10 protein-coding genes and 1 riboswitch are annotated in these 12,786 nt (G+C 41.9%); of the genes, 5 read left to right on the plus strand and 5 right to left on the minus strand.

Going from position 1 to position 12,786, the window contains the following annotated elements; all coding sequences use genetic code 11:
- Positions 1-2: 2 nt before the first annotated feature.
- Both BFG52_RS06885 and BFG52_RS06890 read left to right on the plus strand, forming a co-directional pair.
- Complete coding sequence (locus tag BFG52_RS06885; protein WP_067553906.1) at positions 3-1,004, plus strand: siderophore ABC transporter substrate-binding protein; 1,002 nt, start codon at positions 3-5, stop codon at positions 1,002-1,004.
- A gap of 228 nt (positions 1,005-1,232) precedes the next feature.
- Positions 1,233-3,416 carry a TonB-dependent receptor gene (locus tag BFG52_RS06890; RefSeq protein WP_081408643.1) on the plus strand — a complete coding sequence of 728 codons (2,184 nt, stop codon included), beginning with the start codon at positions 1,233-1,235 and terminating at the stop codon, positions 3,414-3,416.
- Positions 3,417-3,622: 206 nt separating this feature from the next.
- On the opposite strand, the gene BFG52_RS06895 is transcribed toward BFG52_RS06890, so the two are convergent.
- On the minus strand, positions 3,623-3,931 hold the full coding sequence (locus BFG52_RS06895; RefSeq protein WP_067553909.1) for a putative quinol monooxygenase: 309 nt from the start codon (positions 3,929-3,931) through the stop codon (positions 3,623-3,625).
- A gap of 132 nt (positions 3,932-4,063) precedes the next feature.
- On the opposite strand from BFG52_RS06895, the gene BFG52_RS06900 reads away from it, so the two are divergent.
- A complete protein-coding gene (locus tag BFG52_RS06900) occupies positions 4,064-4,657 on the plus strand; it encodes a TetR/AcrR family transcriptional regulator (protein ID WP_067559273.1) in 594 nt (197 codons plus the stop codon).
- Positions 4,657-5,568: a DMT family transporter gene (locus BFG52_RS06905; RefSeq protein ID WP_067553912.1), complete on the plus strand. Its 912-nt coding sequence runs from the start codon at positions 4,657-4,659 to the stop codon at positions 5,566-5,568. Before BFG52_RS06900 ends, BFG52_RS06905 begins: the two co-directional genes overlap by 1 nt.
- Positions 5,569-5,730: 162 nt before the next feature.
- Here BFG52_RS06905 and mqo read toward each other — a convergent pair whose 3' ends face one another.
- Positions 5,731-7,389 (minus strand): malate dehydrogenase (quinone), encoded by a 1,659-nt coding sequence (mqo, locus tag BFG52_RS06910; protein ID WP_067553915.1) that lies wholly within the window; start codon positions 7,387-7,389, stop codon positions 5,731-5,733.
- Between the two features lie 423 nt (positions 7,390-7,812).
- Positions 7,813-7,899, plus strand: a riboswitch (glycine riboswitch).
- Positions 7,900-8,082: 183 nt separating this feature from the next.
- Between mqo and BFG52_RS06915 the strand changes: the two genes are divergently transcribed.
- Positions 8,083-9,348 carry a D-amino acid dehydrogenase gene (locus tag BFG52_RS06915; RefSeq protein WP_067553918.1) on the plus strand — a complete coding sequence of 422 codons (1,266 nt, stop codon included), beginning with the start codon at positions 8,083-8,085 and terminating at the stop codon, positions 9,346-9,348.
- 236 nt (positions 9,349-9,584) lie between these two features.
- Here BFG52_RS06915 and BFG52_RS06920 read toward each other — a convergent pair whose 3' ends face one another.
- The 3 genes from BFG52_RS06920 to BFG52_RS06930 all read right to left on the minus strand — a co-directional run bounded on the left by BFG52_RS06920 (position 9,585) and on the right by BFG52_RS06930 (position 12,695).
- On the minus strand, positions 9,585-10,670 hold the full coding sequence (locus BFG52_RS06920; RefSeq protein WP_067553921.1) for a porin: 1,086 nt from the start codon (positions 10,668-10,670) through the stop codon (positions 9,585-9,587).
- Between the two features lie 430 nt (positions 10,671-11,100).
- Entirely contained in the window at positions 11,101-12,051 is a 951-nt protein-coding gene (locus tag BFG52_RS06925) for a phosphatidate cytidylyltransferase (protein WP_067553923.1), read from the minus strand.
- Complete coding sequence (locus BFG52_RS06930) at positions 12,048-12,695, minus strand: lysophospholipid acyltransferase family protein (protein WP_067553926.1); 648 nt, start codon at positions 12,693-12,695, stop codon at positions 12,048-12,050. Before BFG52_RS06930 ends, BFG52_RS06925 begins: the two co-directional genes overlap by 4 nt.
- Positions 12,696-12,786 lie beyond the last annotated feature (91 nt).

The following is a 12,786-nucleotide window of genomic DNA, read 5'->3' on the forward strand; positions in this document are numbered from 1 at the left end:
CCATGAGTTGGCAAAATATTGCTCGAATCACAGTATGCACATTGTTCAGTGCCTGCTTATTGAGCGCTTGTCAGAAGCAAACAGCTGACGCTGACAATACCGCGCATAAATCTGCACAAGGTTTGGCGAGTCCAATTGAAATTCAACACCAGATGGGTGTCACTCAGCTGACCACTCGTCCACAACGCGTTGCTGCATTAGATATGAATGAAGTTGATTTTCTAGATCAGCTGGAAGTGCCCATCGCCGGTATGGTGAAAGATTTTATTCCACACTTTTTAGAGAAGTATCAACATGATGCTACGGTACAAGATCTTGGTGCCATCGTGCAACCCAATATGGAACGTGTCCATGCATTACAGCCCGATTTAATTTTGATGACAGCCAATCAGGCGAATCATTATCAAGAGCTCAGTGAAATTGCACCAACATTGTATTACGACGTCGATTATAGCAATAGCCAAGGTCAGCATTTTAATATTGTTAAGCAGCATCTACTTGATCTAGGCAAAATTTTTGATAAGGAAGCATTGGCTCAGCAGAAAATTACTGCCTTAGAGCACAAGCTAAATACCGCCCAACAACAGCTTGCGAATCGTCCAGAAAAAGCATTGGTGGTGATGCATAACAATGGGGCTTTTAGCGCTTTTGGACCACAATCGCGTTATGCCTTTGTTTTTGATCAACTCGGGGTGAAGTCAGCCAGTCAGGTTAATGCGTCTAGTGTTCATGGACAACCGATTAGCAGTGAATTTATTCAACATGCCGATCCAGATATTCTTTATATCATTGATCGCACTGCGGTGATGGAACATCGACCTGTTATTGCTGCAGATCAAGTGAGCAATCCATTGTTACGCCAAACCAAAGCATGGAAAAATGGTCGCGTTATTTTTGTCGATGCCGATGCTTGGTATGTGACAGCAGCCAGCGTACGGTCACTGCATATCGTGATTGATGACGTACTCAAAGGCTATGCCACTCCCCAGCCCAGTACGTTCTAACACAGAGCCGCTGCAAAGCAGCTCATATCTATTATGTACGTCTATGCACGTTACATCATGCCACGTGTTAATCCCACGCGCTGAGCATCGTGCTTTAACACTGATTCATCGCCAGGTTTTTCTACCCAGCCAACAGCATTGATCCATGAACAGATCAAAGCCATGCAATTTTGAAAATATTGCGTGCTAGGGGTCGTTCGCTTTAAAAAACCTAAGGAAGTTCAATATATGAAACATCAAGCATCTCTCAAAACGCGCACTTGTAGATCAGCACAAGCGCCGATCGGTCGCTATTTTAAACTCAATCATATTGCTCAAGCACAAGTCCTATTGGGGTTGAGTCTTAGTTTAAGTCATGGTGTGCTGTTTGCCAGTACAGCTGTGACTGCTGAGGAAAATACGCTCCCAGTTATTACCCTAAAGGCGCAAGCCAATGACGTCACCGCCGCCTATGCGGGTGGGCAAGTTGCAAGTGGTGGTCGCGTTGGGCTGCTGGGTAATAAAACCATCATGGAAACTCCCTTTAGTGTGGTGAGTTATACCGAGCAATTTATTGCAGATCGCCAAGCCAAAGATATTACCGAAGTGATTGCGGCAACAGACCCGACGGTATTTAGTAATGGCGTAACGGGTGCGTGGAGTGAAAATTATTCAATTCGTGGTTTTAATAGCAATACCAGTGACATGATGTATGCTGGCTTGGTCGGCATGGCACCGAATTATCGTAGTTCACCAGAAATGTTTGAACATATTGAAGTGATGAAAGGACCGACTGCATTGTTAAATGGTATGCCGCCAGGAGGTTCTGTCGGTGGTGCGATTAACCTGTTACCGAAACATGCAGGAGCAGATCCTTTAACACGCTTAACGCTCAATTATATGTCCAATGCACAATTTGGTGGACACCTTGATGTCGCACGCCGTTTTGGTGAACAGCAGCAATTGGGTATTCGTTTCAATACTGCGTACCGTGATGGTGAGGGGGCGATTAAGAAACAAGATAAAAAAGTGCAGTTGGCATCTTTGGGGCTAGATTGGAAAACCGAGCAATTACGACTTTCTGCCGATTTATACACCACAGAAGATCATATAGATGGACCAACACGCGGCATTAATTTAGCAGCAGGTTTAGACATTCCCAAAGCACCGAAAGCCAATACTTTGCTCAATCCAGACTGGGGATTTGCCGAGTCAAAAGACCGCGGTTATGTACTGCGTGCTGAATATGATATTCGCAATGATCTACAGCTTTATGCGTCTTTTGGGCAGGCGAAATCTGAATATAAATATAACGGGACCATGCTGGCAACGCTGTTGGATGATCAAGGAAATTATAAGACCAGCATAGGGCAGCTTGCTTTTGACATTGATAAAAAATCTGCAGATGTTGGCTTAAAAGGTCAGTTCAATACTGGGGCAATTCAACATCAATGGGCTGTCAATGCAAGCTATCATAAACGCACGCAAGATGATTATGGACGCCGTACTGTACCGGGCGCCGATCATGTTACCAATATTTATGATCCAAGCTGGGGGGACGCCGCAGAATTTATCACCCCGCATATCTCACATTCCGGTGCGCGGCTGAGCAGTTATGGTTTGGCCGATACTTTATCGTTGGCACAGCAGCGCATACAGTTGACCTTGGGCTTACGTCGCCAAGACGTTAAAACTTTGACTGGTAGTCAACAACATGCCATTACGCCTGCAGTTGCACTCTTGCTAAAAGCAACTGATCAACTCTCTCTTTATGGAAATTATATCGAGGGTTTAAGTGAAGGTGGTCGCGCGCCGTGGGATGCAGAGAATGCCTTTGAAGAGTTTGAACCCTATAAAACCAAACAATATGAAATAGGGGCAAAACTTGATTTAGGACGTTTTAGCCATACACTCAGTGCTTTCCAAATTAAAAAGCCCAATGGTTATACCGACCCCTTCAGTAATATCTATTCTTTTGGCGGGGAGCAGCGTAACCGTGGAATCGAGTGGGGGTTCTTTGGCGAAGCGATGGATCATGTGCGTTTGATGGGAGGCGTTGCCTATGTCGAACCGAAGCTGACACGGACACAATCGGGCATAAACCAAGGAAAAATTGCGACTGGTGTTGCCAAGACTCAGGCGAAGCTTGCTGCTGAATGGGATCTGCCGATGTTACAAGGTGTGACTTTAATCGCCAATGCAACCGCAGTATCTAAGCAATATATTACTGCAGACAATGAAATTTCTGTTGCTGGACGTACGCTGTATGATGTCGGTGCACGCTATAACACCATGCTTGCCAATCATCCATTGACCTTGCGCGGTACCCTGCACAATATTACCAATAAGTCTTATTGGGGAATGCCGTTATTGTCTAACCTCGCACTTGGCGCACCACGTACCTTGATGTTATCGGCGAGCATAGATTTTTAACCTGCTTTGATTGGTCGCTCAATGTCATGATCAGACATCGCCGAGTCAAGCTTTGGCTCTGGAGAATGAGACCTCAATTCGCAGTAAAAGATGATCACGGTGGTGTGGTGGTGTTTTACTGCTCTTGAGCTTATTTAGGGTGGAACTTGTTTAGGGCGGGACATACTTAATAAAAAAGCCAATTGGTTTTTATCACGATTGGCTTTTTACAACGAGGGCTTAAGAAGCTCAGTATAACTCTGCATATGTGTGAACTTTGCATCATCTCGGGTAAATTGGTCGATTTGCGCTACCAGTCTTTGAAAGTGTTCTGATGCCACATGCGCATCGAGTGCGGCACGATCTTGCCATTCCTCTATAAAAACAAAATGTCCCTGATCACGTAAATCATGATAAAGATCATAGGCGATACATCCTGCCTCTAATTTGGTTTGTCTGACCAATTCATCATAAAGTGGTAAAACCTGTTGAATTTTATCGGGTGCAATAAAATCTTCAGCAATGAGTTTGAGCATATCTCTTCAGCCTGATGAGTGAAAAAAGAGCATAAATACAAATGCATAATACAGCAAGTAAAAATTGGAACTTGCATTTTGCAAGTATTAAATTAATATTGGGTAGGTCGGTCTACTTATATTATGGGTGTCATGAAAAATACCAGTACGCAGAAGCGCAATGCCAAGCAAAAGCTTTTGGATGCAGCAGCAAATTTATTTTATAACGATGGAATTCATCCTACCGGCATCAATACCATTACGGCGCAAGCGGGTGTGGCCAAAATGTCCTTATATAATAATTTCCCGACCAAATCCGATTTGATAGCGGCTTATATCGAAGCCCGTCATCAACAATGGTTAGATTTATATGCTGCGCGTTTAGCCCAAGCAGAGCATGCTGTAGCGAAAGTTATTGCAGTATTTGAGGCTTATCAAGATCATGCAGAGGGTGATTATCTAAAAGGTTTTCGAGGCTGTGGTTTGCTCAATGCTGCGGCAGAATTTCCAGCCCATAGCCCTGAACGTCAGGCTGTTCGTCAGCATAAAGAACAGGTTGAACAGATTTTAAAGACACACTTAGCCGCGTTATATACAGATCAGAACCAATGTGCGCAACAAGCGCAGTTGCTGTCTTTTATTTTAGAGGGTGCGATTGCACGTGCGGGCTTAGAGGGGTGCAGCGATAAAATGCTTGCAGCCAAGCAAATGGTACAACAACAACTTGCTCAGGATTTCCCACATTGATGGCTAAAGTGAACACAGTGAACCTCGGTTTCTGGGCTATTTTATTGGCTTCTATTTTTTGGGGAACGACCGGTACGGCCGCAGCCTTTGCACCCAACTTAAGCCCATTAACCATTGGCGCCGTTGCGATGGGGGGCAGTGGTCTATTACAAGCTTTGTTGGCATGGCGGCATATAGCCGCTTTTCGTGATCAGATTCGCGCCAATATTGGACTGCTCATTTTGGGTGCCATATCTGTTGCGATTTATCCTTTGGCTTTTTATTCTTCTATGCATTTGGCGGGTATTACGGTTGGTACGGTCGTGTCAATTGGCAGTGCACCGTTGTTTAGTGCGGTGTTGGAATGGGCTTTTGAAAAGAAAAAACTATCTCGGCGTTGGATTCTAAGTTTTATTTTTGGAGCATTGGGCATAGGTCTATTGACCTTGGCACAACAACCACAGCAAGCGCCACAGTTTTCAGAAAACCAGCTGCCATACCAACAATATTATGGCATTGCATTGGGCTTGTTGGCGGCACTGACTTATGCCTGCTATGCATGGGTCGCCAAAATGCTGATTTCTAAAGGTTTTCATAGTAAAGCTGCGATTGGTCTGGTTTTTGGCTGTGGCGCGATTTTATTAATTCCCATTGCAGTGATGACGGGAGGCAATATTTTCGATGCTCAGATCCATCTGTGGGTATTGTTGTATATGGTTTTTATTCCAATGTTCTTGGGATATTTATTATTTGGCTACGGCTTAAAAACCGTCCCAGCGAGTCAGGCTGTGACCCTCACCTTATTTGAACCTGTTGTTGCCGCAATATTTGCGATGTTGGTGGTAAAAGAGCAATTGTCTTTGTTGGGCTGGTGTGGCATTGCACTCATTGGTCTATGTTTGATTTTACAGTCTAAAACGGCTGAGCAATAACATCGTTGTTAAGCACTCAGTTTTAAGACCTAAGTCTTAAAAAAGGCATCTCAACTTCGCTACATCCGCTATGAAAAAACACAGGCCGCTGGTAGCGACCTGTGTTGAGAGAAAAATAGCACTTATAAAAATAGCACTTATAGCATAAATACTGAGTGTGAATTAATGTGCTGCTTCGGCATGATGCTGTACCGTAGCGGCAGCTTGCGCGGGTGCAGCGATTTGATGATTCACACGCGGGCTATAATTTAAACCCAAGGTACTGCTGGTATATTGACGAACTTGGTCGAGTAATACCGGATCTTTACTCAAATCTTGATTATAAGATTTGATAATCTCATGTAATTTAGCATTCCAAGGACCATTCACATATTGTGGGAATGCTTTTTCCAGTAAGCCCAACATAATATACGGTGAAGTTGATGCACCTGGAGAGGCACCCAATAATCCCGTTACGCTGGCATCTTTAGAGACAAAGATTTCAGTACCAAATTGTAGTTTGGCCTCTTTACCAGGTTCTTTTTTAATGATTTGAACACGTTGACCACCTTGTGATGGCGTCCAGTCTTCAATTTTTGCATCTGGGTAATATTTTTTCAATTCTTCGAATTGATCTTCTTTGGACATGGAAACTTGGCTCAGCAAGTATTTGACTAAGTCTAAGTTCTGTACTCCGACTGCTGTCATCGCACCGACGTTATTTTTGTTGGTCGATTCAATCAGATCGAGTTGTGAACCATGTTTCAAGAATTTGTTGGAGTATGTTGCAAATGGACCAAATAAAACATATTTTTTACCATTCACATAACGTGTATCGATATGCGGAACAGACATCGGTGGTGCACCAAGTTCAGCACGACCATAGACCTTAGCGCTATGTTGTGCAGTAACTGCTGGATTGTCCGTCATTAAGAAGACGCCACCAATTGGGAAGCCGGCATATTGTTTGGTTTCTTCTAAGCCTGTCATTTGCAATAAACGTACCGCTGCACCGCCCGCACCAATAAAGACAAAACGTGTTTTGATATGACCTTCTTTGGCCGTTTTAAGATCTTTAAAACTGATGGTCCATGTTTTATCTTCGTTACGGCTAATACCGGTTACTTCTGTTGAAGTACTGAGCTTAAACTGAGGTTTGTTAGTGAGATTTTTGATTAACTGTGTGGTGATTTCACCATAGTTAACATCTGAGCCCACATCCATGCGAGTCGCAGCAACTTTTTGGTTGGCTTCACGACCTTGCATGACCAAAGGTGCCCATTGTTTTAATTCGGCAGCGTTATCGGTGTATTGCATACCATAAAACAGAGGATTTTCAGTCATTGCTGCATAGCGCTTCTTAAGGAAATCTACATTATCTCCCCAAACAAAAGCGATATGTGGAACAGGATTGATAAAGCTTTTTGGATTACGTAGCACGCCTTCTTTCACTTGATAAGACCAAAATTGTTTACTGATCTCAAACTGTGAAGCGGTATTAACGGCTTTGCTAATATCCATTTTGCCATCTTTTTCACTGGTATAATTCATTTCCATAAAGCCGGAATGACCTGTACCTGCATTGTTGAAAGCTTGGGAACTTTCTTGTGCAACTTGGTCCATCCGTTCAAACATCTGAATGGTCCAATTGGGCTGTAGCTCTTGTAAATAGGTACCAAGGGTAGCACTCATAATACCGCCACCAACCAATACGACATCTACAACGGTCTCGTCTGCTGTATTTTTCACCGCTTTACTGGCAATAGGCCGATATAAAAACGCGATGATCAAAATCAACAAAATGATCAAAATAATGACCAAATATTTGAGGAATTTTTTCATAAATAAACCTTATGGTTTTCGAATTTGTTAGTTTAATTATTTAATGAAGCCCGACAATTGGTCATCCAAGTTTTTTGTAACTAAATTGTATAGTTTACGTTAAAAATCTAACAAAGGATAAGCAAGTCGCAGGTCTTGATTAAATTTCACGATATTTTTACTAAAACGTTACACCTTAGGGCGGTACAGGGTGGGCTACGAATATAGAGATTATTTAGATTGTTATTCGTAGCAGTTGGTGTTGAATTTTCATTGCCTTGGTCTGCGAAGCAGGTTAATTTGTCATTAGGATATTGCGGTATATTTAAGCAAAAATGACGGCACTATTATGAGCACATATTTCGCAAGATTTCAAATTGAATCGTATCGGAAGCATAACGAGATTGGCACAAGTATTGCTCAGCATAACAATGGATAGATTCATATATTATTGCAGAAGAGAGGCGTAATGAGCCCGCCGAAGGAGCAACAGCCCCGGAATCTCTCAGGCAAAAGGACTGTAATAATGATAACAATCTGGAGAGTAGTATTTTGTTCGTCGTATCAAAATACTCACCGAAGGGGAAGGGAATTTTCAGCTGATCTAAGCCGATTTAAATCAAGCATAGCGCTGAAGCATTGTCGAAGCTCTCAGGTAGCAGTGACAGATGGGGTGTGACTTGAAATGTTTTAACATTTCAAAGGAGCATAAATATGACACATATCGTAGTCATTGGCGCAGGTATTACTGGTGTCACGACAGCCTACGAGTTGGCTTTATTAGGGTTTGAGGTTACGGTTATCGATCGACATCTGTATGTGGCAATGGAAACCTCTTTTGCCAATGGCGGGCAGTTATCTGCTTGTAATGCTGAGGTGTGGAATCAGAAGTCTACGGTGATCAAGGGACTAAAATGGATGGCGCAAAAAGATGCACCGTTGTTACTCAACCCCAGTTTTAGTGTACAAAAATATAGTTGGCTTATCGCTTTCTTAAGACATATCAAAGATTATCAAGCCAATACCTTAGAAACGGTACGTTTGGCTTTATTGGCGCGTGAACGTTTATTTGCAATAGCAGATCAGGAAGGTATTGATTTCGATTTAGAAAAACGCGGCATTCTACATTTTTTTCATAATCAGCAAGATTATGCGGTGGCAAGCAAAGTCAACCAGCTGTTGTGTCAGGGAGGATTACATCGTTATGCTGTCAGTGCTGAGGAAATAAAGCAGATCGAACCTGCCTTACAGCAAAACTATTACGGCGGTTTTTATTGTCCAGATGATGCTACCGGGGATATTCATAAATTTAGTGTGGGCTTGGCAAATGCCAGTCTAAAATATGGTGTTCAATACCGTATGGGATGGCAAGTACAGCACATTGCGCCTGATTCTCAGCAGATCAATTCTCAGCAGATCAGCCTGACACTACAACCCAGTCCGGAACATGTGGCTGCTACTAGCCAAGACCTAGAATATCTACATGCCGATGCCATTGTCGTTTGTGCAGGTGTGGAAAGTTATCACTTGGCACAACAGTGCGGGGATCGGGTACAGGTTTATCCAGTCAAAGGCTATTCAATTACCATTCAATTGCAAGATCAACAGAGCATTGCTGCTGCGCCGTGGGTGAGCTTATTAGATGAAGGTGCTAAGATTGTGACTTCTAGACTCGGTCAACAGCGGCTTCGGGTGGCGGGTACAGCTGAGTTTAATGGTTATAATCGAGATATTCGCGCAGATCGTATACAGCCACTAATTGATTGGGTGAATCAACATTTTAGGGTGTCGACCGAGCATGTTATTCCATGGGCAGGATTAAGACCGATGATGCCCAATATGCTGCCTGTAGTGGGTAAAGGTAAACAAAGGGGTATTTTTTATAATACAGGGCATGGTCATTTGGGCTGGACTTTATCTGCGGCAACAGCCGTGATGTTGGCACAAACGATTGCTCAACATTATCCGGCCCATACTTAATCCTGTGCTTGCATAGATATATTGGATCGGACAATCTGAGGAATAATGAACTGGGAATAATTAAATCAGCTCAATACCCGAATGCAATTAACCAGATGAGACAAGGTACGAGATGATATATAAGACCAGATATAAGACGATATAGCAGACAAAAGGATATATAAATATATAAAATGATAAAAATGCCCATAAAACAGTATGGGCATTTTTAATATGCTGTTTATTGCGAGCGTAGATTAGAAACTGTAAATCATCCCTACACCAAATACAGTTTTCTTATCATCTTCTTTCAGCCAGTTACGTTTTTGTTGAGCCAATACTGCATAAAAACGCCCTTGTTTATTAAAGTTATAATCAAGACCTACACCATATTGGTCAATTTTACGGTCATCTTCATCCCATGATGTCTTAGCAGATTGATATTGACCTTTGACGGCCCAAGGTGTGCTTGGAACACGGTAAGTTGCTTGTAGAACCCAGGCTTTTTCATCCAAAGATGCCGCTGAAGTTTTTAAACCCAGTGCTTTTAATTGATCTTTAGACGGAGAATTGGACGGCTCGGTATATTGGTATAAAGCACCGAGAGTTAATCCATCGACACCTATTTTGGTTAAATCCCAAGAGGTGGTAAAACGATAAGAATCTGATTCAATTTTGTCTGAGATATCAGAAGCATTATATTTACCTTGCACCCCGAAGTTACCGGCAATTGCAACGTTAAAACCAGCATCTTTATTGTCATAAACTAAAGATGTTGCTACGCCACTACCAAAACCATTACGTTTTTTGGTGGTATATTTTGAGCTGTTGTCCTCACCCATCTCAGCCATTACATTAAAGCGTAATGGAATAGGGAGGAGGTTTTTGTCTGATTCAAAACCAATAGCGTTTTTTAAGCGTTCTTCACCATACATGGTTTTGGTAATATCAAGGTTGGTGTCATCATTGAAGATGTCTTGGTTATCGCCTGCAATGGTTTTAAGGTATGAGTCAAAATAACCTGCTTTTACTGTACCGATATCTTTAAACTTTAAGCCTAAATAACGGTTACGTGCGCTTAAGTCCGTATCTGAACCTGAGCCATCTGTAGAGATAGACCATTCAGCCAAGTACACAACACCGATATTATCAGTAAGTTTTTCTTCCCCTTTGACCCCAATACGTGAAGCATTTGAATTTAATTGTGTTTGGTCATTGCCTTTAAAATCATTGTTATCGACTTGATTCAATGAAACGTTTAATTTTCCATATAGTGTAGGCGCTGCATGCGCTGCGCTAAAGCTAATTGATGCAACTGCTGCAGCGAGTAGCACTTTTTTCATTGGGTTCTCTCCAAAAACATGTCCAAAATGGCACGAGCCTGATGTAATCAATATTGAATAAACGAAAGCTTGTGGCGCTTACTCAACTTGCTAAGCAGTATCTGCAAGTTATGTGACGTAGCGGTGAACTTTCGATGACAGTTTGATGAAATGAAACGTGAAAAAATGATGTCTAGTCTTGAAATAAGTGAGGTCTTTTTGTATTGCACAGCAGCATATGCCTTAAGCGTTTTCTAGTTTTTGATCCAATCTGGTTTTTGATCCAATAAGGTTGCGAATTCCTCAAGTTATGAGGTATGCCTACCAATATGCCTATAAACTATCAATGTGCCTATAAATAAGTATAGGCACTATCTGGAAAATAAGGCGTATTTAAATGAAGGGGCTGGATGCTGATTGAGTTTGCACAATCAGCTTTGGTCGTAGCGGTTTAGTTCCACCAATAACGTAAAATATGGAAGAAAATGGGAGCAGAAAAGCAAATGGAGTCTATTCGGTCCAGCATGCCACCATGACCATGGATTAACTGCCCCCAATCTTTCACACCACGATCACGTTTAATCGCAGACATAACCAAACCACCTAGGAAGCCAAAAATACAAACAATAAAACCGATTAACGCTGCTTGCCAATAATTAAAAGGTGTTAACCAGTGCATTGCCACACCCAATAAAGTCGCTAAGGCGATCCCGCCAACTAAGCCTTCGACTGTTTTAGAGGGGGACAGTGTTGGAGCAACTTTATGTTTCCCAAATAGTTTTCCGCAGACATATTGCAATACATCGGAGGTCTGTACCACCATGATGAGCCAAATCGCTAACCAGATTTTTTCTCCAGTAAAACCTGTGAGTTTGAGATTTAAAATAGCTGGAACATGCGCGATACAATAAACACAAACCATTAATCCCCATTGGATTTTGGCACTGCGTTCTAAAAAATGCGTAGTATCTTCTTGCTTTAAACTGGCAATTGGTATCAATAAAAAAACATAGAGTGGAATAAAAATTGAAGCCATTCCATACCAGTCGATATAAACCAGATAATATTGATAAGGAATAACAAAATAAAAACCCACCAAGAGTGGGAAATAATCGCCACGTCGTGTGGGTAGTAAACTAATAAATTCACGTAAAGCAAAAAAGGAAATAATGCCAAATAAAATAATAAATGCGATTTTACCTAAGAATACTGCGGCTGCTAAGACGATGAGCATAACCCACCATGCATTAATTCGTGCATTGAGATTATCTATGACGGCTGAGCTTTTATTGTTTTGACTATTATTTTGACGTTTTTTAAGAATATAACCTACGCTTGAGGCAAATACTAAAATAGCGGCAAAGATGGCAAAGAGTACGTAACTTTGATGTAGATTATTCATGCTTGATGCTCAATATCTTTTAGTTTCAGTAGTTGCGCTGCAGCGTGGTCTAAAAATGCTTGTTTATCCATGTCGAGCGTTACGGTTAAAGGCTCACCAAAAATAACCGTGGAGAGTAGGGGGAGAGGAATAAAAGAACCTTTGGGCATCACACGTTTTAAGTTGGAAATCCAAACGGGGATAATTTCGATATCTGGGAATTGTTGATGAAGATGGTATAAGCCACTTTTAAACTTCAGCAGATCGACATCATCTTCTAAGTTGCGCGTGCCTTCGGGAAAGAAAATAATTGAAGATCCTTCGCTCAGTACGGTTTTAATCGGTGCTAAAGGGTCGGATAATTCACTATTTTGTTGACGCTGGCGTTGAATGGTAACACCACAAAAAGTATCTTCAATTAAAAAACGTCGAAAACGATCTTTAGCCCAGTAATCTGAAGCTGCAATAGGGCGTGTTTCTTTGCGAATGGCTTTGGGCAGTGATGACCATAATAAGATAAAGTCAATATGGCTATTATGGTTGGCATAATAAATACGTTGTTTGGGTTCGGGTTGACAGCCGACCCACATACTGCGTGCACCCGTAATAAAACGTGCACTGCGTCTGGTTAAAAAAGCAATAAAACGTGCTAATGATTGACTCATGACGTTATGTTTAGGAGCTGCTTTATCTTTGCTGTCCCTAAGGTTGGAATGAGAGCTCACAGCAATATCCTATGATGTGTATTATAAAATT

Origin of the sequence: Acinetobacter larvae (genome assembly GCF_001704115.1) — a bacterium.
Taxonomy (GTDB): Bacteria; Pseudomonadota; Gammaproteobacteria; order Pseudomonadales; family Moraxellaceae; genus Acinetobacter; species Acinetobacter larvae.